Here is a 25,087-nt window from a genome sequence, read left to right as displayed (position 1 = left end):
TGGAAAGGAACCACCTCCATGCACCACGACGAACCCCTCGTCGAAGCCCGCATCGCCCGGCTCGTCCGGGACCGCATCGACCCCGCGGTCCACCGCCGGTCCGCTCCGGTGGAGATCGCGGCGTGGACCGTGCCGGACGAACCGGTGCCGTTCGACGTCGCGGTGGCGGCCGACTACGAGCCGTTCGCGGTCGGCGGGGCCTGGGGCGGTCGGCCCTGGGGAACCACCTGGTTCCGGATCCGGGGCACCGTGCCCGCGGACTTCGGGACGGCGCCGGGCACCACCGCGGAGCTGCTGGTGAACCTCGGGTTCACGAAGCGGCACCCCGGGTTCCAGGCCGAGGGGCTCGCGTGGCGTCCGGACGGCTCGACCATCAAGGGCGTCGAGCCGAAGAACGACACGGTCCCGCTCGAGGTCGGCCCCGGCGAGTCGTTCGAGCTCTACGTCGAGGCAGCGGCCAACCCGGACATCGGCGGCGACACCTTCCAGGGCGCCACCCCGCTCGGGTCGCGCTCGACCGCCGGCTCGAAGCCGATCTACAAGCTGCGCGCGCTCGAGATCGTCGAGCGGGACGACACCGTGTGGGAGCTCCAGCAGGACTTCTGGGTCCTCCGTGGGCTCATGGCCGAGCTGCCCACCGACGGCACCCGCGGCGCCGACATCCTCCGCGGACTCGAACGGGCCGCCGACGCCCTCGACCCGGACGACGTCGCCGGGACGGCCGCGGCCACCCGGGACGTCCTCGCACCGTTGCTCGCCGTCGGGGCTTCGGGCTCGGCCGGACGGGCCATCGCCGTCGGCCACGCGCACATCGACTCCGCCTGGCTCTGGCCCGTCCGCGAGACGATCCGCAAGTGCGCCCGCACGTTCTCCAACGTGCTCGACCTGATGGACCGCGACCCCGACTTCACGTTCGCCTGCTCCTCCGCGCAGCAGTACGCGTGGATCCGCGACGGCTACCCGTCGATCTGGGCCCGCATCAAGGAACGGGTCGCGGAGGGCCGGTGGATCCCCGTGGGCGGCATGTGGGTCGAGTCGGACACGAACCTTCCAGGTGGTGAGGCCCTCGCCCGGCAGTTCGTCGCCGGCAAGCGGTTCTTCCTGGAGGAGTTCGGCATCGACACCCCCGAAGCCTGGCTCCCCGACTCCTTCGGCTACTCGGGCGCCCTGCCCCAGATCGTCCGCGCCGCCGGCTCGAAGTGGTTCGTCACCCAGAAGCCGTCGTGGAACGAGACGAACGTCATCCCGCACACCTCGTTCCACTGGGAGGGCATCGACGGCTCCCGGATCCTGACCCACCTGCCCCCGGCCGACACCTACAACTCCGACGTCTCGGCCGCCGACCTGCACCGCGGGGAACGGCAGAACAAGGAGCGCGGGGTCGCCAACACCTCGATGCTGCTCTACGGCTTCGGTGACGGCGGCGGCGGACCCACCCGCGAGATGGTCGCAGCCGCTCGGCGCCAGCACGACCTCGACGGCTCGCCCCGGGTCGACCTCGGCATCCCCGCGCAGGTCTTCGAGGAGCTCGAGGCCGCACTGCCCACGCCCGCCGTGTGGTCGGGGGAGATGTACCTCGAGTTCCACCGCGGGACGTACACGTCGCAGATCCGCACGAAGCAGGGCAACCGGCGCTCCGAGCACCTGCTGCGCGAGGCCGAGCTCTGGGCCGCGACCGCCGCCGTCCGACTCGGGCTCGACTACCCGTACGAGGAGCTCGAGCAGGCCTGGCACACCGTCCTCCTGCAGCAGTTCCACGACATCCTGCCGGGGTCCTCGATCGCCTGGGTCTACGAGAACGCCGAGGAGAACTACCGGCTCGTCGCGGCCACCCTCGAGGGGCTGATCGGCGACGCGACGACCGCGCTCGCGAACGGTGGGGCAGCGGCGCTCGCCGGGGTCGGGGCATCGTCGATGTCCCTCGCCGGTGGCAGCAGCGGCCTGCTCGACGCGCCGTCGTCCGACACCGTCGGTGGCGGGGCCTCCGTCGGGACGGTCGTGCGGTTCAACGCCTCGCCCGTCGCGGCGGACGGGGTGACCGCCCTGGGAGGTTCGCCGACCGACGAACCGCGAGCCGTGCCTCCAGTCCGTTCCGGTGACCACTTCGTCTTCGACACCGGCGTCGTCACCGCGACCATCGACGCGGCCGGCCACGTCGTGTCGCTCGTCGACCACTCGACCGGTCGTGACGCCGTCGCGCCGGGTTCGGCCGCCGCGGAGTACACCGTGTTCCGGGACACCCCGAACCAGTGGGAGGCGTGGGACATCGACCGCGCCTACCAGCGCAGCGGCACGGTCCTGGCGGCGACCTCGGTCGACGTCGACGGTTCGTCGCTCGTGGTGGAGCGGTCGTTCGGGTCGTCGATGCTCACCACGCGGTACTCGGCGGTGGCCGGGCAACCCGAGCTGACGATCGAGACCGAGGTCGACTGGCACGAGCACCAGAAGCTGCTCAAGCTGGCGTTCCCGCTCGACGTGCGCGCGGCATCGGCCTCGAGCGAGATCCAGTTCGGGCACATCGACCGGCCCACCCACCAGAACACCTCGTGGGACATGGCGCGCTTCGAGACGTCGGCGCACCGCTGGGTGCACGTCGCCGAGCCGGGCTTCGGGGTCGCCGTCGCGAACGACTCCACGTACGGACACGACATCACGCGGAACACCCGGGCCGACGGCGGCACCACCACGCTCGTGCGCGAGTCCCTGCTGCGTGCGCCGACCTTCCCGGACCCGAACGCCGACCAGGGGCACCACGTGTTCCGGACCGTCCTGCGGGTGGGCGCCTCGGTGCTCGACGCGGCCGACTCCGGGTACCGGTTGAACCTGCCGGTGCGGACGGTCGCGGGTTCCGCTCCGGTCGAGCCGCTCGTGACGGTGTGGTCGCCGCAGGTGCTCGTCGAGGCCGTGAAGCTCGCCGAGGACCGCTCCGGGGACGTCGTCGTGCGACTGTACGAGGCGTCGGGAGGGCGTGCCTCGGACGTCGGCGTGGACTTCGGGTTCGACGTCGCTTCGGTGGCGACGGTGGACCTGCTGGAACGCCCGCTGGGGGACTCGTGGGAGTCGGGGGAGCCGGTCGTGCTCACGCTCCGGCCCTTCGAGATCGTGACTCTGCGGGTGCGTCGGGCCTGAGGCAGCGGGCCCGCGCTGGAGACCGCGGCGCCGGACGGGACACGGGTGCGTTCCGTCCGGCGCCGTGTTGCGTGGGCTGGGGTCTGGTGCCTTGGGTGCCTTGGGCGCCTTGGGCGCCTTGGTCGGCTTGGTCGGCTTGGTCGGCTTGGTTGCCGTGGGTGCCGAATCGCGCGTAGGAGGCCGTTTCGCGCGTGGGGCGCCGAATCGCGCGTAGGAGGCAGGATATTCTTGCCTCCTACGAGCGATCTGGCTTCTAAGCGCGGTTGCGATGGGAAGGAAGCTCTCCCCTCCACAGGGCGGTCCGCCTGGAGGCCCGTCCACATTCCGCCTGTCGGCTCGCCGAACGACGGCGTCCGTCCAGGACCGTGGAGACATGGAACAGCCACTCGCGATCTACCGGGCCAGCACCACGCGGGATGCTGGTCGCTCCGGCGCGACGATGCGCAGGCGAGCCGCAGGTGACGGTCCCGACCGACTCGTGCGCGTCGGTCCGAACGCCTTCGTGCGAGGGGCCGACTGGGACGCCGCTGGGCCACGGCAGCGGTACGTCACCCGCGTGTTCGCGCGGCTCGGGCGGCGGAGTGCCGCCGCTGCTGGTTCGCACGTCTCAGCCGTCGCCGCGCACGGGTTGCCCTGGCTGTACCCGTGGCCGGACACTGTCCACGTCACCGTACCGAAGTCGCAGTACCGGTCCGGGTCGGAGTCGCTCAAGCTCCACACGCGACCGTTCGTCGCAGACGACGTCGTCGAGCACGCCGGTGTGCGGTTCACCTCGGTCGCCCGCACCGTGGCGGACGTCGCGCTCCGCGGCGATGTACGGGCCGCGGTGGTCGTGGCGGATGCTGCCCTGCGCCGAGGGCTCACCCGCCAGCAGCTCGTCCGAGCGGTCGGGGGAACGGCCCACGACCGAGGACGCGGGACGGCATCGCTGGTCCTCGACCTCGCGGACGGTCGGTCCGGATCGCCAGCGGAGTCGTTCACCCGTGTGGTATTCCGCGAGCTCGGTCTCCCCGCGCCCGTCCTGCAGCAGGCGTTCGTGGTCGAGGGGCACCGCTACGAGGTGGACTTCTGGTTCCCGGAGCAGGGCGTGATCGTCGAGGTCGACGGCCGCGCGAAGTACACCCAGGACCGGTACCGGAACGGTCGATCGGCGGCCGAGGTCATCGTCGACGAGAAGCGTCGGCACGAGCGACTGCTCACCGTGCCCGCGGTGCGCTGGATCATCCGGCTCGAGTGGCGTGACCTGTGGGACGTCGATCGACTCGCGCGGCGACTGCGAGCCGCAGGGCTTCCCTGCGCGGTGCGACCCGTGCGGAGTGCCCGCGATCTGGCTGCCTGACCGCGGGCGTCGTCGTCAGTGCGACTTCGGGCGGGAGATCCGGTCGATCCAGGCCAGCGCGACCGCGGACACGATGAACACCATGTGGATGACGACCTGCCAGAACACGCCCTCTGACGTGTAGCTCTCGCCCGCGATCGATCCGCCACCAGAACGGCCGAGGTCACCGACCGCGATGAACGTCTTGAGCAGATGGATCGACGAGATGCCGATGATGGCCATCGCGAGCTTCACCTTGAGCACGTTCGCGTTGACGTGCGAGAGCCACTCCGGCTGATCGGGGTGGCCTTCGGTGTTCACGCGTGAGACGAAGGTCTCGTACCCGCCGATGATCACCATGATGAGCAGGTTCGCGATCATCACGACGTCGATCAGGCCGAGCACCGAGAGCATCACGGTGGCTTCGTCGATGTGCGCCGGGTCCGCGATGACCGTCTCGGCGAGGTGCCAGAGCTCGATCATGAACACGATCACGTAGACGATCTGCGCCACGATCAGGCCGAGGTACAGCGGTGCCTGCAGCCATCGCGACAGGAAGATCAGTGAGCCGATTGCACGTGGGCCGGATCGGGTGGGGCGCGGCGGACCGGCGGGGTTCGGGGTGGCAGGGGCGACGTCGAGCGTGTCGGTCACGGGAGTCCTTCTCGGTGATCGGCGGGAGCAGGACTCTACCTGAGTGGTCCGACAGGTTCCCTGAGTGCTGGTTCGTCCCATCGCGCGCGCAGTGGGAAGCGGAATCGCGCATAGGCAGCCGGAAGGAACGACCTCCTACGCGCGAAACTGCCTCCTACGCGCAGATCGGCCTCCTACGCGCGGAACGGCACCGACACGCCCCCTACGCGCGCAGCGCCTCCACGGCCTTCGCCACCCGCCGTGCACGCGTCTCCGGAGCCTTCGCCGAGACCACCGGGTCGACGACCGCGCGCTGCCGCGAGTTCGAGAGCGTGTCGAACGCCGCCCGCACCCCGGCCTCGTGCAGCGCTGTCTCGAGGTCGGCGGGCAGGTCGACCACCCGGGGCTGGGTGTCGACCTCGAGCGTCACGGACACGGAGTCGCCGGCGGCCACCCCGGCGGCCGCCCGGTGCTCAGCGGACAGCGGCACGAGGAACTGCTCGTTCATGACCCCGACGGTCGACCGGTAGGTGTAGCCCCCGTTGACCGTGACGACCACGGCGGGACGCTTCCCGGAGCCGAGTGCCTCGATGACGGACGGCGGGACGGGCAATCCGGTAGCCGTCTTCCGTGCTTGCAGGACCGTCGTCGTGAACTGCATCCGTGCCTCCAGGCCGATCCGGACGCGACCGCGCGCCCAACGTGAGCAAAACAGCAAGAGCGAGCAAACCGTACAGCCGCACCCGCTGTTCCGCCACCGTTCACCACCGCAGCACGGGCCGGAAACCGGCCGAGTCCACGATCATCCAGGGCCGGCAACCAGGCCCGCACGCAGCACCCACACCCGAACCACCAGCCCGAAAGGCACACCCCGTGCAGCACAAGCGCACCCTCGCCGGCATCGCCCTCGCCGCCGCCGCGATCGTCACCCTCGCCGGATGCTCGGCCACGAGCTCCGCCAGCACGTCCGGCACCACCGACACCGACTGGAAGACCGCCACCAGTGCCGAGTCCGCCGGCGGCATGGACGCCCTCGTCAAGGCCGCCAAGTCGGAGGGACAGCTCAACGTCATCGCGCTGCCGCCGTCGTGGGCCAACTACGGCAAGATCATCGACGGCTTCACCAAGAAGTACGGCATCAAGATCAACTCCGCGAACCCGAACGGCTCGAGCGCCGACGAGGTCGCCGCGGTGAAGTCGCAGAAGGGCCAGTCCACCGCTCCCGACGTGCTCGACCTCGGCAACGCGGTGCTGCAGCAGAACCTCGACCTGCTGACCGACTACAAGGTCGCGAACTGGAGTGACATCCCGGAGAACCTGAAGGAGAAGGACGGCGCCTGGACCCGTGACTACACGGGCCTGATGTCGATCGGCTACGACTCCTCGAAGGTGAAGTCCGCGCCGAAGGACCTGGACGACCTGCTCGGCTCCGAGTACAAGGGCAAGGTCTCGATCTCGGGCGACCCGACGCAGGCGAACCAGGCGGCGAGCGCGGTCTACCTCGCAGCGCTGGAGAACGGCGGCTCGGCGGACGACATCACGAAGGGCGTCGAGTACTTCGGCAAGCTCAAGCAGGCCGGCAACTTCCAGAACGTGCTGCCGACGCAGGCGACGGTCGCCTCGGGTGAGACCCCGGTCGTCATCCAGTGGTCCTACAACAACCTCGCGTGGGGTCCGGCCGCCGGAGCGAGCGGGAACAAGAACTGGAAGACGGTCGTCCCCGAGGGCCAGGCCCTCGCCTCGTACTACTCGCAGGCGATCAACAAGGACGCCCCGCACCCCGCGGCCGCGCGCCTCTGGCAGGAGTACATCGCCAGCCCCGACGCGCAGAACCTGTACCTGCAGGCCGGCGCCTTCCCGTCCACGCTCGCCGCGCTCGAGAAGTCGGGCAAGGTCGACCAGGACGCCCTCGACGCCGCCGGCGGCGCGCCGAAGGACTCCGTCGAGCTGACCGACGAGCAGGCCACGGCCGCGGCCAAGGTGCTGTCCGCCGAGTGGGCCTCGACGATGGGCTCCTGAACAGCATGACCACCGCATCGGCAGGCGCGAAGCGCGCCGCAGCGCCGGCCCTCGGCGCGACGCTCGTCACGAGCGAGCAGCCGGCCGATGCCACCACCCGCCGCGTCGCCGGACCCCGTGTCCGGCGTCGCGGCGGCGTCGCGTGGCTCGGCCTCACCCCGTTCGCCGCGTACGTCCTGCTCTTCCTCGCCGTCCCCGCGGTGATCGCGATCGGCAGTGGCTTCTTCGACGCCTCCGGTCGGCCGACGTTCGCCAACCTCGCCGCCTTCGCGGACCCGTCGGTGCTCGTCGCCTTCGGTGGCTCGTTCGCGTTGTCCGCCGCCTCCGCCGTGATCGGTGCCGTCATCGGGGCTGTCGTCTGCTGGGCGCTCGCCGCACTCCGGCCCGACGGACTCGTCCGGTCGATGATCGACTCGGCCGCGAGCGTCCTCGCCCAGTTCGGCGGCGTCATGCTCGCCTTCGCGTTCATCGCGACGATCGGCGTGCAGGGGCTCGTCACCACGTGGCTGGTGTCCGCGTTCAACGTCGACCGCAACGCGAGCGGCGGGTTCCTGTACACGGTCCCCGGGCTCGTCATCCCCTACGTCTACTTCCAGGTACCGCTGATGGTGCTGACGTTCATGCCCGCACTGGAGGGCGTCAAGTCCCAGTGGGGCGAGGCCGCCGCCACGCTCGGCGCCTCCCGCGCGACGTACTGGCGCCGCATCGGACTGCCCGTGCTCGCCCCCGCCTTCTGGGGTTCGCTGCTGCTCCTGTTCGCGAACGGGTTCTCGTCGTTCGCCACCGCCGCGGCACTCATCTCGCAGGGCGGGATCGTGCCGCTCACGATCCGCGCGCAGCTCACGAGCGAGACGATCATCGGGCTGCAGAACGTGGCCGGGGTGCTCGCCTTCGGCATGGTCGTCGTGATGGCGGTCGTGATGGGCGGCTACTCGCTGCTGCAGCGTCGGGCAGCGAGGTGGCAGCGATGAACCGGCCTGGAGGCACGACTCGCGTTCCCCGCTTCGGCGCGGCTCCGTCGCGGGTCACCGCCGCGATCGTGCTGGTCGTGATCGGCCTCGTGTTCGCCGTCCCGCTCGTCGCCCTCGCCCAGTTCACCTTCCGTCAGGGGACGGAGGGGAGCCTGACATTCGCGCACTACACGGCGATCGCGGACCCGGTCAACGCTGCGACCTACCAGCCGGTGTTCGACGGCCTCGGCGCCTCGCTTCTCATCGCCGTCATCGCGGTGGCGATCGTCCTGCTGGTGCTCCTGCCCGCGCAGGTCATCACCGCCCTCCGGTACCCGCGCCTCCGCCGCGTCCTGGAGTTCGTCTGCATCGTGCCGATCACCGTCCCGGTCGTCGTGCTGGTGGTCGGGTTCATCCCCGTGTACCAGGTCGTCGCGCAGGTGTTCGGGTCGGACGCGTGGACGCTGTCCTTCGCGATCGGCATCATCGCGCTGCCGTTCGCGTTCCGCCCGATCGCCGCCGCCATCACCGCGATGGACATGGCCGTGCTGTCCGAGGCCGCCCGGTCCCTCGGCGCCTCGTGGTGGACGGTCACGTGGCGGGTGCTCCTGCCGAACCTCCGCCGCGGCATCACGGCCGCGTGCTTCCTGACCATCACGGTCGTCCTCGGCGAGTACACCCTCGCCTCGTTCCTGTCCCGCACGACGTTCCAGACGGCGCTCGTGCTCGTGCAGCAGACCGACCCGTACGTCGCCGCGATCTTCTCGCTCGGCGCGCTCGTGTTCGGGTTCGTGCTGCTCGTCGTCATCGGCCGGATCGGCGCGCGGCGCACCGGCGAGAAGGAGTCCGCATGACCGTCACCGCCCCCGCCGCGCCGACGTCGCTGTCCTCCACGGGCGCGACCGTCGAGCTCGAGGCCGTCGAGAAGCACTACGGTGCCCACCGCGCTCTGGCCGGCCTGTCCCTCCGCGTCGAACCGGGTGAGTTCGTCTCGCTGCTCGGCCCGTCCGGGTGCGGGAAGACCACGGCCCTCCGCGCGCTCGCCGGCCTCGAGGCCATCGACGCCGGCTCGATCCGCATCGACGGCGCCGACGTCGCGAGCACCCCGGTGAACAAGCGCGACATCGGCATGGTGTTCCAGCAGTACTCGCTGTTCCCGCACATGACGGTGCGGCAGAACGTCGCCTTCGGCCTGGAGATGCGCCGGGTCCCGGCGGCAGCACGCCGCGAGCGGGTGATCGACGCGCTCGACATGGTGCACCTGGCGGACTTCGCGGACCGGTACCCGCACCAGCTGTCGGGAGGGCAGCAGCAACGCGTCGCCCTCGCCCGCGCGCTCGTCACCCGACCCCGGGTCCTGCTGCTCGACGAGCCGCTGTCCGCCCTCGACGCCAAGGTGCGGGTGTCCCTCCGCGACGAGATCCGCCGCATCCAGAGCGACCTCGGCATCACCACGGTGTTCGTCACCCACGACCAGGAGGAAGCGCTCGCCGTCTCCGACCGCATCGCCGTGATGAACGCCGGGGACATCGAGCAGATCGGCACGCCCGAGGAGCTCTACCGTTCCCCGTCGTCGGCGTTCACCGCGGACTTCGTCGGGCAGTCGAACCGACTCCGAGGCGACCTGCGCGGCGGCGACGTGTTCGTGTACGGGTTCCGCGTCCCCGCGCTCGACGCCGCGGCGGCCGACGGCCCGGTCATCGCCTTCGTCCGCCCCGAGGACGTCGCCTTCGCGGCAGAGGGCGTCACCGGCACCGTCGTCGCCTCGAGCTTCCTCGGCTCGATCCGGCGCACCACGGTCCGGCTCGACGACGACACCGTCGTGACCGTCCAGCACGAGGTCGGCGACCGTCGCGTGGCTGGCGACGCCGTCGCCGTGCGCCTGCTCGGCGCGCCCGTGGCGGTGGCCCCGCTCACCTGATCGCGAGGGCGACAGTGCTCGCCGGCCCCTCCGGTCGGACCCGCCGGAGCGACAGATGTCCGCAGAACGTTCGCGGGAATCTGTCGCTTCGGCGGGTGGTGGAGCCGGCCGATGACGGACTGGAGGCGCGGGGCGGGGCCGCACTCCTCCCTCGCAGGCTCGGTCGGCGCGCCCCGCGTGCCGCTGGCGAGTCACCGCTGAGCGGGGCGCGCTCCAGTCCGGTGGGATCAGCGCTGGAAGCGCGCGGCCGGGTCGTCGGAGAGGGCCGCGTCGATCCGAGCCCGCATGCTCGCCGACATGTCCGGCAGCGCGTCGAGCCGGGCCCAGAACGCCTCGGTGTTCTCGCCGTCGGCGGGGAAGGGCTCACCGGACACGTACCGGCACGCGAACACCAGGTCGAGGTACTGCGCCCGGTCACCGTTCGTGTACGTCATCTCCGGCAGCACCTGCACCCACGCCAGGCGCTCGGCGACCGCGACGACGGCGGCTTCCTCGAGGACCTCGCGCTCGGCGGCGACCGCGGGTTCCTCGCCCGGGTCGACGATGCCCGTCACCGGCGTCAAGGCCTGGTTGTCGGCCCGGCGCACGACGAGGAGCTCGCGATCAGGACCCTCGCCGCGCGTCACGACGGCGGTGACCCCGGTGAGCCAGAGCGGGTCGTTCCCGATCTTCGAGCGGAGGGACAGGACGAAGTCTGGCGTGGGCATGTCGCCACGCTACCGACACCGCCCTGTCGCGGACTGGTCATGACCAGTAGGCTGTGACCGTGGAGATCATCATCCTGCCCACGCCGGCTGAGGTCGGTCGCGTCGCCGCGGCCAAGATCGCTTCCGTCGTCGCCAAGAAGCCGTCCGCCGTCATCGGTGTCGCCACGGGGTCCAGCCCCCAGGGCATCTACGCCGACCTCAAGCGTCGTGTCGACGCGGGGGAGATCTCGTTCGCCGAGGCCCGCGCGTTCGCCCTCGACGAGTACGTCGGGATCCCGCTCGAGCACCCGGAGTCGTACGCCTCGGTGATCCAGCGTGACGTCGTCGAACCGCTCGGGTTCGAGCCCTCCCGCGTGCGGGTGCCGGACGGCCGCGCGTCCGACCTGGAGTTCGCCGCGAAGGAGTACGACGCCGCGATCCGTGCGGCCGGCGGGGTCGACGTGCAGATCCTCGGCATCGGCGCGAACGGGCACATCGGGTTCAACGAGCCGACGTCGTCGTTCGCGTCCCGCACGCGTATCAAGACCCTCGCGCCGTCCACGCGCGAGGCCAACGCCCGGTTCTTCGACAACCTCGACCAGGTCCCGACGCACTGCATGACGCAGGGGCTCGGCACCATCCTCGACGCCCGTGAGCTCGTCCTCGTGGCGCAGGGTTCGCCGAAGGCCGACGCGGTGGCCGCCGCCGTCGAGGGGCCGTTGTCGTCGTTCGTCCCCGGGTCCGCGCTGCAGCTGCACGAGCACGCGACCGTCGTCGTCGACGAGGAAGCCGCCGCCGGTCTCAAGCTCGCCGACTACTACACGTACACGTACGCGAACAAGCCGGCCTGGCAGCTGTTCGAGTAGTCCGTCCGCGCTCGACCGATCAGCCGTCTGCCCGCCGTGACCACGCGGTGTGCAGGCGGCTGAGTCCTTCGTCGAGGGTCTCCGCCGAGCACCCGAAGTTCAGCCGGGCGAAGCCGACCCCCTGGCGCCCGAAGTCCGGTCCGCTGCCGAGCGCGACCTTCGCCTCGTCGACGAGCAGGGCTGCGGGGTCGTCGCCCCACGGGAGCGCCCGCAGGTCGAGCCACGCGAGGTACGACGCCTGCGGCTGCCGGTACCCGGTGCCGGGCAGCACGTCGCCGAGTCGTTCGGCGAGGGTGCGCCGGTTCGCCGCGAGTTCGGTGAGCAGCGACGCGAGCCACGGGCCACCCTCGCTGAACGCCGCCACGCTCGCGGTGTAGCCGAGGATCCCGGTGCGCTCGACGACCTCGGTGGGCATCCCGTCGAACCACGCCCGCGCTCGGTCCGAGGCCCCGACCATCAGCGCGCACTTCGTCCCGGCGAGGTTCCACGCCTTGCTCGCGCTCGTCAGCGCCACGCCGAGAGCGGCGGCCTCGGGGCACGAGTCGAGGAAGGGCGTGAACGTCGTGTCGGCGTGCACGAGCGGGGCGTGGATCTCGTCGGAGACCACCACGGCGCCCCACTCCGCGGCGAGGCGGGCGAGCGCGGCGAGGTCGTCCCGGGAGTGCACCAGGCCGAGGGGGTTGTGCGGGTTGCAGAGCAGGACCGTGCGGGCGCCGTCCGCGAAGGCGCGGGCGATCCCGTCGAGGTCCATCCGCCAGCCGGCCGTCGTGTCGAACGGGTCGGCGGGGCCGTCCGGCGTGACGAGGGGCACCTCCGTCGCGGAGCCACCGGCCTCCGCGACGTACTCCCAGAACGGCGGGTACACGGGCGGCATGATGACGACCTGGTCGCCCGGCTCGATCACTCGGCGGAGCGTCTCCACCGCCGCGACCGAGACGTCCGTGGTGGTACGGACGAGGTCGGGGTCGACACGCCAGCCCCACCGGGCCTCCGCGAAGTCCGCGAAGGCCTCGGGCAGAGCACGGCCGTGCCCGACGTACCCGGTGTCGCCGTTGGTGACCGCGGCCACGAGGGCCTCCCGCACGGGCTCGGCGAGCATGCTGTCCATCTCGGCGACGAACATCGGCAGCACCTCCGGCGGGTAGGCCGTGTACTTCTCGCTGGTGCGGGTGCGGTTCGCATCGAACAGGGAGACCATGACGCTCATGGGGCCATCCTCGCAGTGTCGCCACTCGAACGCAGTGTGTTCTCGCGTCGGTCGTTCAGGCGGGCACGAGGCGCCGGACGGCCGCCGCGGTGACGTGCGGTGGCATCGTGTGCCCGCCGGGGAACAGCTCGGCCGTCACGACGTCCGGACGGAAGGCATCGAGGACGTGGTGCACGCCGTCGAGCGGGAACAACGCGTCGTCCGTCCCCGAGGCCACGAGGAGCGGTCGGTCGACCGCGGCGGCGATCAGGGCGACGTCACCGGCCGCGGCGAGGCCCGGGACGAACCACGCAGGGTTGTGACGGATGCGAGCGGCCTCGAACGACGCCAGCGTGCCGAGCCCGCAGCTCACGACGCCCGACGACAACCGGGAGTCGACGGCGAGCGCGAACAGTGCGACCTGCCCGCCGAGGGAGTGCCCGATGATGCCGGGTCCGGCCCCGGTCGGGTTCGTCTCGGTCATCCAGGAGGTCACCGTGGCGATGTCGGACGTGTGCTTCGCCTGGAGGCTGCTCCCGTTCGCGACGCGGAACAGCGCGTCGAGTCGTTCGTCGGCAGCCGGGTCGTCGGCCCACGCACGTCGGCGGTCCTCGAACCCGAGCAGGTCGGGCATGATCACGCGGGCCCCGGCGGCCGCGAGCGTCGCACCGTAGGCGAGAGTCGGGTCTCCCGCTCGTCCGGCGGGTTCGCTCTTGCCGGTGACGAAGTCGCCCGCGTGCTGGTGGACGGCGATCACGTCGGCACGATGGCGACCGTGCGGCGTGAGGAGCAGACACGGGACGGTGTCACCGTCTGCGGTGTCGAGCTCGACACGCGACGACTCCACGGCCTCGTCGCTTCCGAGGGGTTCGACGCGGACCGCGGTCGGACGGAGCGAGTCGAGGGACGGCAACCCGAGGAGCTCGAGGACGCGTGCCCGGGCCGGGTCGACCCTCGACGCCGCACCCGGCAGCCGTGCGGTCACGAGTCGCGGCCCTGAGCCCGCGCACGGCGCACCACGACGAGACCGATCGTCGCTGCGGTCGCCGGGATGGCGAACGAGAGGAAGGCGCCCGTCGCGATGACGTTTCCCCGCGCCGTCCGCTCCGGATCCTCGCCGGGGAGTCGCCCGATGAGCACCAGGACGGTCGTCGCGAGGACGATGGCGACGGTCCACAGCGTGATGGTGAGCACGGTCATCCCGATCACCAACCGTCGTCGTCGCCGGTCCCGCTGGGCTTCGTCCACGCCGATCAGCCGAGCTGTCGCCCGGCACCCCAGACACGCTGCACCTCGAGCGACGGCGACAGCGCCACGAGGTCCGCCGCGAACCCCGGCGCGATCCGCCCCAGCCGGTCGCCGAGCCCCAGCGCCGCAGCCGGCACGCTCGTCAACGCCGCCACGGCCTCGGGCAACGGCAGTCCCGCGCGCGTGACCGCGTTCCGCAGCGCGACGTCCTGCGTCAGCGTCGAGCCGGCGATCGTGTCCGTCCCGGCGACGTGCGCGACGCCGTCCGTCACGGTCACGGCGAGGGACCCGAGCGTGTAGGAACCGTCGGCGGCGCCGGCAGCGCCCATGGCGTCGGTGATGAGGGCGACGCGGCCCGGAGCTGCACGGAGCAGCATCGATGCCACGGACGGGTGCACGTGCACACCGTCGAGGATGAGTTCGAGCGTCACGCGGTCGTCGGCCACGGCGGCGGCGATCGGCCCCGGGGCGCGGTGGTGGATGCCCGGCATGGCGTTGAACGCGTGCGTGAGCAGGGTCGCACCGGCGTCGAACGCGGCACGCGCCTGGTCGTACGTGCCGACCGTGTGGCCCACGGCGACGGCCACGTCGGCCGCGACGAACTGCTCCGTCGCGGACAGGGCGCCGGGGAGTTCCGGGGCGATGGTGACCTGGCGGATGACGCCGTCGCCGGCCTCCAGCAGCGCGGAGACGGCGGACGGCGACGGGTCGATCAGGAACGACTCGTTGTGCGCGCCCTTGTTGTGCGGAGAGAGGAACGGCCCCTCGAGGTGGACGCCGAGCACGAGCGGGTCGTCCGCCATCACGGCACGCACCCGGTCGAGCGACGACGTGAGCGTCGGGACCGGGTTCGCGACGAGGGACAGCACCGAGCGGGTCGTGCCGTGCGCCCGGTGCACCGCGAGGGCGTCCGCGAAGGACTCGTCCTCGTACGCGGCGCCCGCACCGCCGTGCCCGTGCAGGTCGATGAAGCCGGGGGTCAGGACGGCGTCGCCGAGGTCGACGACCTCGTCGACCGAGGTCGCCGCAGGCGCCTCGGGACCAGCCCCGACTGCGTGGATCGTGTCACCGACGACGAGGACCCAGCCGTCCGCGGTGGAGCCGGCCGCGTCGACGACGTGGGCCGACCGGACCAGGGTGCGCCGCGCCTCCAGGCCGACCGACGGAACCGACGCACCGACGCTCATCGCGTCTCCTTCCGGAACTGCACCACGCCCGACAGGGCGGCGACCACGATGAAGACCAACCCGACCACCGGGTACCCGATCGAGATCCAGCAGCCGCCAGCGGCGACGATCAGCGCCACCTCGACGATCGTCTTGCCGACCACGTCCGTCTCGATCGGCGACGCCGACGAGCGGAAGAAGTACCAGACCACGGCCGCGAACACGGGCGCACCGATCATGAACAGGATCGCGGGCATCGGGAACGGCCACGCGAAGTAGCCCCACGTCGCCAGTGAGAGCAGCCCGAAGGCGCAGACCACGATGCGGAGCACACCCCAGGCATCGACCCGGCGGCGACGGATCGCGTGCGGGTCCGGGGTGTCTCCCCAGTCGACGGGGGACTGCGGTGCTGACATGCGTGGACCTACTTGAAGATGATCGTGCGGGCGCCGTCGAGCAGGACTCGGTCCTCCGCGATCCAGCGCACCGCCTGGGTGAGGGTGCGGGACTCCTCGTCCTGCCCGATCGACACGAGCTCGGTGGGGTCCTTCGTGTGGTCGACCCGCACGACGTTCTGCTCGATGATCGGGCCCTCGTCGAGGTCGCTCGTCACGAAGTGCGCCGTCGCACCGATGAGCTTCACACCGCGGGCGTGCGCCTGTCGGTAGGGGTTCGCGCCCTTGAATCCCGGGAGGAACGAGTGGTGGATGTTCACCGCACGGCCCTCGAGCGCCGCGCACAGCTCCGGCGACAGGATCTGCATGTAGCGCGCGAGGACGACGAGTTCGATGTCGTGCTCCTCGACGGCCTGCAGGATCCGTCGCTCCATCTCCGTCTTGCTCGCGGCGTCCGTCACCGGCCGGTGCTCGAACGGCACGGAGTAGAACGACGCCAGCTCGGCGAGGTCCCCGTGGTTCGACAGCACGAGGGGGACCTCGATCGGCAGCTGCCCGCCGCGCTGCCGGTAGAGCAGGTCGTTGAGGCAGTGGCCCGCCTTCGACACGAGGACGAGCGTGCGCATCGGCCGGCCGACGACGTCGAGCTGGACGCGGGCGTCGTAGCGCTCGGCGACGGGGGCGAGTGCTGCCTCGAACGTGGCGCGGTCGACCGGCGCCATGACCTGCAGCCGCATGAAGAACGTGTTCGTGTCGACGCTCGAGAACTGCTGCGACTCGGTGATGTTGCCGTTCGCCGCGACGACCGCTCCAGAGACGGCGTGCACGATCCCGGGCTGGTCGTCGCAGACCAGGGTGAGGGTCCAGTGCGTGGGGCTCGCGGTGCTCGCGGCGGTCGGGTCGGTCACCGGATCAGGGTACCGGGATCGGGGGCTCCGCCCGGCCTGGAGGCACGGTGCGGCCCCGCCGATCGGGTCGCGTCAGCGGGGGAGCGGCTTGGCAAGTGCGCGGTCGGCGATCGTCAGGACGCTGACGAGCACCGCGACGCCGACGATCACCCACGCGAGCACGTGCAGGTCCGGCGTGGTCGGGGCCTGGCCGAACACCCCGCCGATGAGCGAGGACGCCGCGATCGCGCCGATGTAGACGCTCGTGCGGGAGAGGCCGGCGGCCGTGCCGATGTACTCCGCCGGCACGACCCGGTACAGGGCGGCCTGGTTCGACACGGACGCAAGGGCCTGCGGGACGCCGAACAGTGCCGGCGCGAGCACGAGCAGCCACCAGGGCGACCCGACGCCGAGGAACAGCAGGAGTGCGCCGCCCACGATCGGCACGACCGCGGCCACGATCAGCGGCCCGCGCACGGCGGTCTTCCGCGCAACGAGGAACGACGCCACCCCGGCCACGACCGCTGCGGGGAGCTGCATGTACCCGGCGACGTCGCTCGGGTAACCGGCGACGTCCTGCACCCACTGCGAGAAACCGTACGTCATCGTGTAGGCCATCAGGTACGTCAGGAACAGCCGGACGTAGGTGCGCGACAGTGCGCCGTTGCGGACGAGCAGCCGGACGTCCACGAAGGGCTTCACCGCGCGCAGCTCCCACAGCACGAGCGCCACGAGCAGGACGATCGCGACGCCCAGCAGCCACCAGAGGCCGGCCGAGACGTCGAGCAGGAACACCAGCAGCGCCGAGACGAACCCGGTCATGAGGAGCATGCCGAACGGGTCGAGCGCCGTGAGGACGGGCAGGTCCTCGTCGCTCCGCGGGCGGAGCCGGTCGGACGGCAGCCAGAGCGCCGACACGATGATGCCGAACACGGCGAGGGGCACGTTGACGAGGAAGATCGCGTGCCAGCCGAAGGCCGCGATGAGCGCGCCACCGAGCGGCGGACCGGCAGCGGCGGACACGAGCGACGTGATCGACAGCGCACCGAGCACGAGCGACGGGGTCGGCTTCCCGATCCGGGTGGAGTGCTGGCGCAGCGTGGTGAGCGCCGCGGGGTACGCCGCTGACGTCCCGATGCCGATGAGCACGCGGGCGAACACCGCGCCGCCGAAGCCGGTCAGGACCTCGGGCACGACGCCGGCGACGCCGACGATGACGAGGCCCGTCAGGAACACCTTCTTCGGCCCGAACCGGTCGGCGAGCTTCCCCATCGTCGGCTGCGCGATCGCACTGGCCAGGTAGAGCGCGGCGACGAGCCAGATCGCCTGCGCGGAACCGATCCCGAGGTCACGGGAGATCGGGGCGAGGGCGACCGACACCATCGTGGTGTTGATCGGGTTGAGCAGCGGCCCGACGAGGACGGGGACGAGGAGCTTCGGACCGAAGCCGCTGCCCTTCGGGTCGGTCGCGGGGGTGACGGGTGTGGAGGCGGTTGCGGTGGACGTGGCGGTCAGTCCTTCAGGGTTCGACGACGGGGCCGAGGACGGCGATCGAGCGCGCGACGGTGGCGCGGTCGTCGGGGTCGAGTGCTGCCAGCCGTTCGGCGAGCAGGCGGGTGCGGGAGCGGTGCGAGTCCTCGCGGGCGGCGCGGCCGGCGTCGGTCGCGCTGACGATGGTGCGGCGGCCGTCCTCGGGATCGGGGTCGCGGGTCGCCAGGCCGAGATCGACGAGGGACTGCACGGTCGCCCCCATCGACTGCGGGCGGACGCCCTCGGCGCGGGCGAGCTCGGCGGTCGTCGTCGCGCCGTCGCGGATCAGGCGGCCGAGCGCTGCCGACTGCGAGGCGGTGACGTCGTCGACCTTGCCGACGAGGGTCGTGCGTCGGATCTTGCCGTAGAGCGTGAGCAGCTCACCGGCGAGTTCGTCCGACGCGCGTGATTCCATACCGCCACGGTACTACTTCGGCAGGTGAACTTGCAAGGCAACCTGTCGATAATCGTGGCCGACGGAACGGAGGCGAGCCGTGCCTCCAGTCCGACGGTCCGTCAGCGCGTCAGCGCGTCAGCGTCTCGACCAGGTGCTCCTGCACGTACCCGAGCCAGTCGTAGACGTCCCGCAGGCCGACGCCCGCGTCGGCCGTGTACGACTGCTCCTCCGAGGCGGAGTCGACGATCCCGAGCCGGTCCGCGATCGTCAGCCGCAGATCCGTCAGGCAGCGCAGCCAGGCCTGCTCGTCCGCCGGCTCGAACGCGCCCTCGCGCGCTCCGGTCGACCACGCGTGCACCGTCGAGGCGTTCGTCGTCTTCTGCGCGACCAGGTCCGCCTCGGTCCAGCGTCGGAACTCCGCACTCGCGTCGACGTCGTCCGGGTAGGCGTCCGGGAACATCCGCGCCGCGACCGGGTCCGACGACAGGTCCCCGCCGAGCACCTGCTGCAGCTGCTCCGTCAGCGACGTGAGGACGGAGCGCTCGCCGGAGGACATGCCGAGGTGCACGCCGTCAGCCCGGCGGACGAACGGGATCACGGGGTGGGGGCCTTGTCCACCGACGCCTGCAGGCCGTAGCCGTGCATCGCCTCGACGTGGGCCTCCATCGCCTCGCGTGGGCCGGTCGCCACGACGGCCCGGCCCTCGTCGTTCACCTGCCGCATCAACCGCTCGGCCTTCGCCCGTGGGAACCCGAAGTACTGCTGGAAGACGTAGGTCACGTACGACATCAGGTTCACCGGGTCGTCCCACACGACGGCGACCCACGGGGAGTCCGGGCGCACGCTCGTGCGGGCGTCGGTGCGCTCGTCGACGTCGGGCGTCAGCAGGGTCATGCACCCAGGGTGACACGAACCGGCTCGCTCGGTACGATCGTCAGGTCGCGACTGGCGTTGGATGGGTCACCATCGGGAAGCGACACCTGACACGGTGCGCGGCCGTACGCCTGGGCCGCGCCCCACCGTCCACCTCGTCGCGCACGCGCGGCGGAACGACAACGAGGAGTCCCGTGTCCATCACCGATCTGCCCCCCGCAGCCACCAACACCGCCTTCAACGCCCCGCTGAGCGAGGTCGACCCCGAGATCGCACGCGTCCTCGAGCAGGAGCTCGGCCGCCAGCGCGACACCCTCGAGATGATCGCATCCGAGAACTTCGTGCCGCGGGCCGTCCTCGAGTCGCAGGGCTCCGTGCTCACCAACAAGTACGCCGAGGGCTACCCGGGCAAGCGCTACTACGGCGGTTGCGAGTACGTCGACGTCGCCGAGCAGCTCGCCATCGACCGTGCGAAGGCGCTCTTCGGTGCTTCCTACGCCAATGTGCAGCCGCACTCCGGCGCCAGCGCGAACGCCGCCGTCCTACACGCGATCGCCTCGGCCGGCGACACCATCCTCGGCCTCGAGCTCGCCCACGGTGGTCACCTGACCCACGGCATGAAGCTCAACTTCTCGGGCCGCATCTACAACGCCGTCGCGTACGGCGTCGACCCGGAGACCTTCGAGGTCGACTACGACGACATCCGCGCGAAGGCCATCGAACACCAGCCCAAGGTCCTCATCGCCGGCTGGTCCGCCTACCCCCGCCAGCTCGACTTCGCGAAGTTCCGTGAGATCGCCGACGAGGTCGGTGCGACGCTCTGGGTGGACATGGCGCACTTCGCCGGTCTCGTCGCCGCCGGCCTGCACCCGTCGCCCCTCCCGCACGCCCACGTCGTGTCGTCGACGGTGCACAAGACCCTCGCCGGTCCGCGCTCCGGCATCATCCTGTCCAACGACGAGTCGCTCTTCAAGAAGCTCAACTCGGCCGTGTTCCCGGGGCAGCAGGGCGGCCCACTCATGCACGTGATCGCCGCCAAGGCCACCGCGTTCCTGCTCGCCGCGACCCCGGAGTTCAAGGACCGGCAGGAGCGCACGCTCCGCGGCGCCCGCATCCTCGCGGAGCGCCTCACGCAGCCCGATGCGCGCGCGGCCGGTATCGACGTGCTCACCGGCGGCACCGACGTGCACCTGGTGCTCGTCGACCTCCGCGAGTCCGAGGTCGACGGCAAGCAGGCCGAAGACCTGCTGCACGAGGTCGGCATCACCGTGAACCGCAACAGCGTGCCGTTCGACCCGCGCCCGCCGATGGTCACCTCGGGTGTCCGCATCGGTACCCCGGCGCTCGCGACGCGCGGCTTCGGGGACGCCGAGTTCACCGAGGTCGCCGACATCATCGCGCTGACGCTCATGCCGAACCCGGACACCGACGCGCTCTCGGCACGGGTGAAGGCCCTGACCGACGCGTTCCCGCTGTACGCGTGAGCGGCGCCGTGGCTGACCTGCCGCGGGCGCTCTGGGCAGGTGAGGGCTCTGCCGTCCGCATCGACGGCACCGCCCTCGCCGCCCGCACGCTCGACGACCTCAAGGTCCGCATCGACCGCCTGCACGACCACGGGTTCCGCCCGGGGCTCGGCACGATCATGGTCGGCGAGAACGCCGGGTCGGTGTCCTACGTCGCGGGCAAGCACCGTGACTCCGCGCAGATCGGGCTCGACTCGGTCCGCATCGACCTGCCGTCGTCCGCGAGTGCAGCGGACATCCGGGCCGCGATCCTGCAGATGAACGACGATCCCCGGGTCACAGCGTTCATCGTGCAGCTCCCGCTGCCGCAGGGGATCGACCCGATCCCGATGCTCGAGCTGATGAACCCGGCGAAGGACGCCGACGGCCTGCACCCGACCAACCTCGGTGAGCTCGTGCTCGCCGTCCCCGGTGGTGCAGGCACGATCGACGCACCCCTGCCGTGCACGCCGCGCGGCATCGTCGCGATGCTCGAGGCGTACGGCGTCCCGATCCGGGGCCAGCACGTCACGATCATCGGCCAGGGCCTGACGGTCGGGCGCCCGCTCGGTCTGCTCCTCACCCGGCTCGAGGCGACGGCGACCCTCACCCACTCCCTGACCGAGGACGTCGCAGCCGAGTGCCGCCGAGCGGACATCATCGTCGCCGCGGCCGGTGTCGCCGGACTCGTGCAGCCGGACTGGGTGAAGCCCGGCGCCGCGGTCATCGACGTCGGCATCAGTCGGGTGGTGTCCGAGGAGACCGGCAAGGCTCGCCTGCGGGGCGACGTCGACCCCGCCGTGGCATCGGTCGCGGGCTTCCTGTCGCCGACGCCCGGCGGCGTCGGCCCGATGACCCGCGCGATGCTGATGAAGAACGTGGTCGAGGCCGCGGAGCGCCACCTGAAGTAGCGCGCGTGCGCGTGCGCGTGCGCGTGCGGCGTGCGCGTGCGGCGTGCGTGCGTGCCGCAACCGTTCGAGTGAGCAGAAATCGTCGGGTTCCGTTGCAGGACCCGACGATTTCTGCTCACTCGACGCGGCCTGGAGGCACGGCTCGGCCCCGCCCCGTCGGTCCGGCCGCGCACGTGGCCGGTTCGGGGCCGCCCCTCGGACGGGCGCTTCTGCTGCGGTCGACGCCGCGCTACGGTTCGAGCATGACCACGACCGCCGCGGAGCCCACGGCACGGGAGTCGCTCTTCACGAGGGACGCCCGAAAGCTCGTCTGGATCACGCTGTTGTGCCTGTTCCTGCAGGTCCTCGCGCAGAACTGGTCCGCCGCCCCGCCGCTGCCCGGCAGCACCGACGTCCGCCAGCTCGGCTTCGTGCAGTTCGAGGCGCGGCCGTGGATCGGGTGGGTGCTCCTGACGATCGGTTTCGCAGTAGCTGGCTTCGTCGTCGGGGTCGCACGTCGCGGTGCTGCGCGGTGGGACCAGGACCGGGTGCTCGCGCTCGGTCTCGCCGGGGTCATCGGCGTGACCGTCCTGGTGTGGATCGTGTACTTCGTGCAGTGGCTGTGGGTGTTCTGGGCCGTGGCGCACGGCAACCTGCACCCGATCACGATCGGCGACGTCTCGTGGTCGATCGAGCGGCTCGGGGACGCGCCGTGAGCGTGATGGCGCCGACCGGCCGGAAGCTCCGGCCGCGCGCCTGGGGCCTCGCGCTCATCGGCATCGTCGCGATCGTGCTCGCCCCGACGTTCACCACGTGGAGCGCGTCGGCCGACTACGGCGGGGTCGATGCAGACGGTCACTGGATCGACAACGCCGGCAACCCGGTGACGAGCGCACCGCCGACCGTGCAGGTCGAGGGGCACCTGGCACCCGTGATGCTCGTGGTGCTGCTCGTCGTGGTCGTCGTCGGGGTGTTCCTGCCTCCGACGCTCGAACGGTACGGCCAGCGGACCCTCGGTGACATCGTCCGGTACTCCGCGTACCTGGCCGTCCCGGTCGTCGTCGTGGTCGGCGTGCTCGTCTACACCGTGTGGCAGGGCCACGTCGTGATGGCGCAGATCGACCACCAGGTCCTGCACCCGCACGGCTTCCCGGGCGGCGGCGTCACCGTCACCACGGGCCACATGACCCGCTGACGCGCAGGGCCTCAGTCGCGTCGGGCGCCCTGCGCGGCGTGCACGGTGAAGACGTTCGGCTCGCGGTACCCGGCCGCGGCGAAGGCGGCGGTGACGGCGTCCGCGATCGCGCCACGTGCCTCCCGGTCGACCAGCGCGATCGCTGCACCACCGAACCCGCCACCGGTCATCCGTGCACCCACCGCACCGTGCTCCATCGCGGTGGCGACCGCGAGGTCGAGCTCCGGCACGGAGATCTCGAAGTCGTCGCGCATCGACTCGTGCGAGGCGACGAGCAGCGACCCGATGGCCCGCGGCCCGTGCTCGCGCAGGGTGCGGACGGTGTCGAGGACGCGCTGGTCCTCGGTCACGACGTGGCGGACACGACGGAAGGTCTCGTCGTCGAGGAGCTCCTGCGCGCGGGGCAGGTCGTCGACCGACAGGTCGCGCAACGCCTCGACGCCCATCGCCGCAGCGCCCCGCTCGCACGAGTCGCGCCGGGCCTTGTACCCGCCGGTCGCGTGGGCGTGCTCGACGCGGGTGTCCACGACGAGGACCTCGAGACCGTTCGCCTCGAGCGCGAGGTCGACGACGGCGGTGTCGAGCGTGCGGCAGTCGAGGAACACGACCGCGTCCTGCTCGCCGAGGAGCGATGCGGACTGGTCCATGATCCCGGTGGGAGCGCCGACGGCGTGGTTCTCGGAGTACTGGCCGACACGGGCGAGGGCCTTCCGGCTGAGCCCGAGGTCCCACAGGTCGTTGAACGCGAGCGCGACGCCGCACTCGATCGCGGCGCTGGAGGACAGTCCGGCGCCGACGGGCACGTCGGACTCGATGAACACGTCGAAGCCGGTCTTGTCGGACAGGTCCGCCCCGGCGTGCTCGCGGAGTGCCCACGCGATGCCGAGGACGTAGGCGGACCAGCCGTCCATCCGGTCGGGCGCCAGCTCGTCGAGCGAGAGCGACACGGGCGGGTTGTCGGTGTCGAAGGCCGAAGCGACACGGAGCACCCGGTCCTCGCGCGGGGCGATCGACGCCGTGGTGCGGCGGTCGATGGCGAAGGGCAGCACGTACCCGTCGTTGTAGTCGGTGTGCTCGCCGATCAGGTTGACGCGACCGGGCGCGGAGTACCGCACGGCGGGCTCGTACCCGTAGACCTGCTGGAACGTCATGCGCGCTCGATCCCTCCTCGGATGAACTCGGCCGCCTTCTCGGGCACGAGGTCCCCGATCCAGGCGCCCATGGCGGCTTCGCTGCCGGCCAGGAACTTCAACTTGTCCGCCGCACGACGCGGCGACGTGATCTGCAGCATGAGCCGCACGGTGTCGCGGCCGGTGTGCACCGGTGCCTGGTGCCACGCGGCGATGTACGGCGTCGGGTCGCCGTAGAGCTCGTCGATGCCGCGGGTGAGCCGCAGGTGCATGTGCGCGAGCTCGTCCTTCTCGGCGTCGGTGAGGCCTGCGAAGTCCGGCACGTGCCGGTGCGGCAGCATGTGGATCTCGATGGGCCACCGTGCGGCGAACGGCACGAAGGCGGTGAAGTGCTCGCCGGCGAGGACGACCCGCTCCGACGCGCGTTCGTTCGCGAGGTGCTGCTCGAACAGGTCCGGCCCGAAGCGGTCGATGCTCGCGAGCAGTCGCTGGGTGCGCGGCGTGACGTACGGGTACGAGTAGATCTGCCCGTGCGGGTGGTGCAGCGTGACGCCGATCGCCTCGCCCCGGTTCTCGAACGGGAACACCTGCTGGATGCCGGGCATCGCGGAGAGCGCGGCGGTGCGGTCCGCCCAGGCCTCGACCACGGTGCGGGCCCGCGACTCGGAGATCGACGCGAACGAGCCGGAGGTCTCGGGGGAGAAGCACACGACCTCACACCGGCCGACGGAGCGGAACTCGCGGTTCAGGCCCACGTCGGACAGCGACTCGAGCGACGCCGGGGCGTCCTCGGCCTCGAGCAGGGGCCCGAACGACGGCGAGCGGTTCTCGAACACGGCGACGTCGTACCGGCTCGGGATCTCGGAGGGGTTCTCGGCGGTCTGCGGCGCGAGCGGGTCCTGGTCGGCCGGCGGCAGGAACACCCGGTTCTGCCGGCTCGCGGCGATGGAGACCCATTCGCCCGTCAGGACGTCCTGCCGCATGCGGGCCGTCTCCGGCCGCGGGTCGAGCACACGCTGGTCGATGCTGCGCTCGGCGGGCAGCGTCGAGTCAGCGTCGTCGAAGTAGATGAGGTCGCGTCCGTCCGCGAGCTTCGTCACGCGCTTGGTGATCACCGCTCCACACTAGCGCTCATCCGAAGCATTGCGAAAGTGTCCGTAAGTACG

At 71.4% G+C, this 25,087-nt stretch carries 26 protein-coding genes and 1 riboswitch; of the genes, 11 read left to right on the top strand and 15 right to left on the bottom strand.

Features of this window, described 5'->3' with window-relative positions; genetic code table 11:
* Positions 1-18 precede the first annotated feature (18 nt).
* Positions 19-3,129: an alpha-mannosidase gene (locus FS532_RS09260; protein ID WP_144753107.1), complete on the top strand. Its 3,111-nt coding sequence runs from the start codon at positions 19-21 to the stop codon at positions 3,127-3,129.
* A gap of 373 nt (positions 3,130-3,502) precedes the next feature.
* Entirely contained in the window at positions 3,503-4,468 is a 966-nt protein-coding gene (locus FS532_RS09255) for a hypothetical protein (protein ID WP_144753104.1), read from the top strand.
* Positions 4,469-4,483: 15 nt separating this feature from the next.
* Here FS532_RS09255 and FS532_RS09250 read toward each other — a convergent pair whose 3' ends face one another.
* Positions 4,484-5,101: a TIGR00645 family protein gene (locus FS532_RS09250; RefSeq protein ID WP_260852627.1), complete on the bottom strand. Its 618-nt coding sequence runs from the start codon at positions 5,099-5,101 to the stop codon at positions 4,484-4,486.
* Between the two features lie 202 nt (positions 5,102-5,303).
* A complete protein-coding gene (locus FS532_RS09245; protein ID WP_144753099.1) occupies positions 5,304-5,741 on the bottom strand; it encodes a YdeI/OmpD-associated family protein in 438 nt (145 codons plus the stop codon).
* A gap of 212 nt (positions 5,742-5,953) precedes the next feature.
* Here FS532_RS09245 and FS532_RS09240 point away from each other — a divergent pair, with 212 nt between their 5' ends.
* The 4 genes from FS532_RS09240 to FS532_RS09225 are packed head-to-tail and all read left to right on the top strand — an operon-like array spanning position 5,954 to position 9,970.
* The gene (locus FS532_RS09240) at positions 5,954-7,099 is read left to right on the top strand and encodes an ABC transporter substrate-binding protein (RefSeq protein ID WP_144753096.1); all 1,146 of its coding nucleotides are present in this window, start codon (positions 5,954-5,956) and stop codon (positions 7,097-7,099) included.
* Between the two features lie 5 nt (positions 7,100-7,104).
* Positions 7,105-8,070, top strand: a complete 966-nt coding sequence (locus FS532_RS09235) for an ABC transporter permease (RefSeq protein WP_144753093.1) — start codon at positions 7,105-7,107, stop codon at positions 8,068-8,070.
* On the top strand, positions 8,067-8,903 hold the full coding sequence (locus FS532_RS09230; RefSeq protein WP_144753090.1) for an ABC transporter permease: 837 nt from the start codon (positions 8,067-8,069) through the stop codon (positions 8,901-8,903). Before FS532_RS09235 ends, FS532_RS09230 begins: the two co-directional genes overlap by 4 nt.
* On the top strand, positions 8,900-9,970 hold the full coding sequence (locus FS532_RS09225; protein ID WP_144753087.1) for an ABC transporter ATP-binding protein: 1,071 nt from the start codon (positions 8,900-8,902) through the stop codon (positions 9,968-9,970). Before FS532_RS09230 ends, FS532_RS09225 begins: the two co-directional genes overlap by 4 nt.
* Before the next feature lie 227 nt (positions 9,971-10,197).
* On the opposite strand, the gene FS532_RS09220 is transcribed toward FS532_RS09225, so the two are convergent.
* Entirely contained in the window at positions 10,198-10,677 is a 480-nt protein-coding gene (locus FS532_RS09220) for an NUDIX hydrolase (RefSeq protein WP_144753084.1), read from the bottom strand.
* Between the two features lie 59 nt (positions 10,678-10,736).
* Here FS532_RS09220 and nagB point away from each other — a divergent pair, with 59 nt between their 5' ends.
* Positions 10,737-11,522, top strand: coding sequence for a glucosamine-6-phosphate deaminase (nagB, locus tag FS532_RS09215; RefSeq protein ID WP_144753081.1), 786 nt, complete (start codon positions 10,737-10,739; stop codon positions 11,520-11,522).
* 19 nt (positions 11,523-11,541) lie between these two features.
* On the opposite strand, the gene FS532_RS09210 is transcribed toward nagB, so the two are convergent.
* The 10 genes from FS532_RS09210 to clpS all read right to left on the bottom strand — a co-directional run bounded on the left by FS532_RS09210 (position 11,542) and on the right by clpS (position 19,225).
* On the bottom strand, positions 11,542-12,729 hold the full coding sequence (locus FS532_RS09210) for a MalY/PatB family protein (RefSeq protein ID WP_144753078.1): 1,188 nt from the start codon (positions 12,727-12,729) through the stop codon (positions 11,542-11,544).
* Between the two features lie 55 nt (positions 12,730-12,784).
* Positions 12,785-13,693, bottom strand: coding sequence for an alpha/beta hydrolase family protein (locus FS532_RS09205; RefSeq protein WP_144753075.1), 909 nt, complete (start codon positions 13,691-13,693; stop codon positions 12,785-12,787).
* On the bottom strand, positions 13,690-13,908 hold the full coding sequence (locus FS532_RS09200; RefSeq protein WP_144753072.1) for a hypothetical protein: 219 nt from the start codon (positions 13,906-13,908) through the stop codon (positions 13,690-13,692). Before FS532_RS09200 ends, FS532_RS09205 begins: the two co-directional genes overlap by 4 nt.
* Positions 13,909-13,961: 53 nt before the next feature.
* Complete coding sequence (gene nagA / locus FS532_RS09195) at positions 13,962-15,143, bottom strand: N-acetylglucosamine-6-phosphate deacetylase (protein ID WP_144753069.1); 1,182 nt, start codon at positions 15,141-15,143, stop codon at positions 13,962-13,964.
* Entirely contained in the window at positions 15,140-15,538 is a 399-nt protein-coding gene (locus tag FS532_RS09190) for a YrdB family protein (RefSeq protein WP_144753066.1), read from the bottom strand. Before FS532_RS09190 ends, nagA begins: the two co-directional genes overlap by 4 nt.
* An 8-nt stretch (positions 15,539-15,546) precedes the next feature.
* Positions 15,547-16,425: a formyltetrahydrofolate deformylase gene (gene purU / locus FS532_RS09185; RefSeq protein ID WP_144753063.1), complete on the bottom strand. Its 879-nt coding sequence runs from the start codon at positions 16,423-16,425 to the stop codon at positions 15,547-15,549.
* A 72-nt stretch (positions 16,426-16,497) separates the two neighbouring features.
* Positions 16,498-17,811, bottom strand: coding sequence for an MFS transporter (locus tag FS532_RS09180; protein ID WP_260852658.1), 1,314 nt, complete (start codon positions 17,809-17,811; stop codon positions 16,498-16,500).
* A 112-nt stretch (positions 17,812-17,923) separates the two neighbouring features.
* Positions 17,924-18,349, bottom strand: coding sequence for a MarR family winged helix-turn-helix transcriptional regulator (locus tag FS532_RS09175; protein WP_144753057.1), 426 nt, complete (start codon positions 18,347-18,349; stop codon positions 17,924-17,926).
* A 109-nt stretch (positions 18,350-18,458) separates the two neighbouring features.
* Positions 18,459-18,929, bottom strand: a complete 471-nt coding sequence (locus FS532_RS09170) for a DUF2017 family protein (protein ID WP_144753054.1) — start codon at positions 18,927-18,929, stop codon at positions 18,459-18,461.
* Positions 18,926-19,225, bottom strand: coding sequence for an ATP-dependent Clp protease adapter ClpS (gene clpS / locus FS532_RS09165; RefSeq protein ID WP_144753051.1), 300 nt, complete (start codon positions 19,223-19,225; stop codon positions 18,926-18,928). Before clpS ends, FS532_RS09170 begins: the two co-directional genes overlap by 4 nt.
* Before the next feature lie 37 nt (positions 19,226-19,262).
* Positions 19,263-19,348, top strand: a riboswitch (ZMP/ZTP riboswitch).
* 56 nt (positions 19,349-19,404) lie between these two features.
* Here clpS and glyA point away from each other — a divergent pair.
* The 4 genes from glyA (at position 19,405) to FS532_RS09145 (ending at position 22,791) form a co-directional block, all read left to right on the top strand.
* Positions 19,405-20,688 (top strand): serine hydroxymethyltransferase, encoded by a 1,284-nt coding sequence (gene glyA / locus FS532_RS09160; protein ID WP_313957238.1) that lies wholly within the window; start codon positions 19,405-19,407, stop codon positions 20,686-20,688.
* A 17-nt stretch (positions 20,689-20,705) separates the two neighbouring features.
* A complete protein-coding gene (locus FS532_RS09155; RefSeq protein ID WP_144754238.1) occupies positions 20,706-21,617 on the top strand; it encodes a tetrahydrofolate dehydrogenase/cyclohydrolase catalytic domain-containing protein in 912 nt (303 codons plus the stop codon).
* A 242-nt stretch (positions 21,618-21,859) separates the two neighbouring features.
* Positions 21,860-22,312, top strand: a complete 453-nt coding sequence (locus FS532_RS09150; RefSeq protein ID WP_144753048.1) for a hypothetical protein — start codon at positions 21,860-21,862, stop codon at positions 22,310-22,312.
* Positions 22,309-22,791 carry a hypothetical protein gene (locus FS532_RS09145; RefSeq protein ID WP_144753045.1) on the top strand — a complete coding sequence of 161 codons (483 nt, stop codon included), beginning with the start codon at positions 22,309-22,311 and terminating at the stop codon, positions 22,789-22,791. The genes FS532_RS09150 and FS532_RS09145 overlap by 4 nt, the downstream gene beginning before the upstream one ends.
* 11 nt (positions 22,792-22,802) lie before the next feature.
* On the opposite strand, the gene galK is transcribed toward FS532_RS09145, so the two are convergent.
* Complete coding sequence (gene galK, locus FS532_RS09140; RefSeq protein ID WP_144753042.1) at positions 22,803-23,942, bottom strand: galactokinase; 1,140 nt, start codon at positions 23,940-23,942, stop codon at positions 22,803-22,805.
* Positions 23,939-25,036, bottom strand: coding sequence for a galactose-1-phosphate uridylyltransferase (gene galT / locus FS532_RS09135; RefSeq protein ID WP_144753039.1), 1,098 nt, complete (start codon positions 25,034-25,036; stop codon positions 23,939-23,941). The genes galK and galT overlap by 4 nt, the downstream gene beginning before the upstream one ends.
* Positions 25,037-25,087 lie beyond the last annotated feature (51 nt).

The organism is Curtobacterium pusillum (genome assembly GCF_007673235.1).
GTDB lineage: Bacteria > Actinomycetota > Actinomycetes > Actinomycetales > Microbacteriaceae > Curtobacterium > Curtobacterium pusillum_C.
The sequence above is the reverse complement of the archived record's forward strand: the minus strand, read 5'-3'. Positions and strand labels throughout refer to the sequence as shown.

Coding starts and splice junctions, on each gene's coding strand:
- FS532_RS09260 (WP_144753107.1), top strand. CDS start 19: ATGCACCACGACGAACCCCTCGTCGAAGCCCGCATCGCCCGGCTCGTC.
- FS532_RS09255 (WP_144753104.1), top strand. CDS start 3,503: ATGGAACAGCCACTCGCGATCTACCGGGCCAGCACCACGCGGGATGCT.
- FS532_RS09245 (WP_144753099.1), bottom strand. CDS start 5,741: ATGCAGTTCACGACGACGGTCCTGCAAGCACGGAAGACGGCTACCGGA.
- FS532_RS09235 (WP_144753093.1), top strand. CDS start 7,105: ATGACCACCGCATCGGCAGGCGCGAAGCGCGCCGCAGCGCCGGCCCTC.
- FS532_RS09230 (WP_144753090.1), top strand. CDS start 8,067: ATGAACCGGCCTGGAGGCACGACTCGCGTTCCCCGCTTCGGCGCGGCT.
- FS532_RS09225 (WP_144753087.1), top strand. CDS start 8,900: ATGACCGTCACCGCCCCCGCCGCGCCGACGTCGCTGTCCTCCACGGGC.
- FS532_RS09220 (WP_144753084.1), bottom strand. CDS start 10,677: ATGCCCACGCCAGACTTCGTCCTGTCCCTCCGCTCGAAGATCGGGAAC.
- FS532_RS09210 (WP_144753078.1), bottom strand. CDS start 12,729: ATGAGCGTCATGGTCTCCCTGTTCGATGCGAACCGCACCCGCACCAGC.
- FS532_RS09200 (WP_144753072.1), bottom strand. CDS start 13,908: ATGACCGTGCTCACCATCACGCTGTGGACCGTCGCCATCGTCCTCGCG.
- nagA (WP_144753069.1), bottom strand. CDS start 15,143: ATGAGCGTCGGTGCGTCGGTTCCGTCGGTCGGCCTGGAGGCGCGGCGC.
- FS532_RS09190 (WP_144753066.1), bottom strand. CDS start 15,538: ATGTCAGCACCGCAGTCCCCCGTCGACTGGGGAGACACCCCGGACCCG.
- FS532_RS09175 (WP_144753057.1), bottom strand. CDS start 18,349: ATGGAATCACGCGCGTCGGACGAACTCGCCGGTGAGCTGCTCACGCTC.
- clpS (WP_144753051.1), bottom strand. CDS start 19,225: ATGACCCTGCTGACGCCCGACGTCGACGAGCGCACCGACGCCCGCACG.
- FS532_RS09150 (WP_144753048.1), top strand. CDS start 21,860: ATGACCACGACCGCCGCGGAGCCCACGGCACGGGAGTCGCTCTTCACG.
- galK (WP_144753042.1), bottom strand. CDS start 23,942: ATGACGTTCCAGCAGGTCTACGGGTACGAGCCCGCCGTGCGGTACTCC.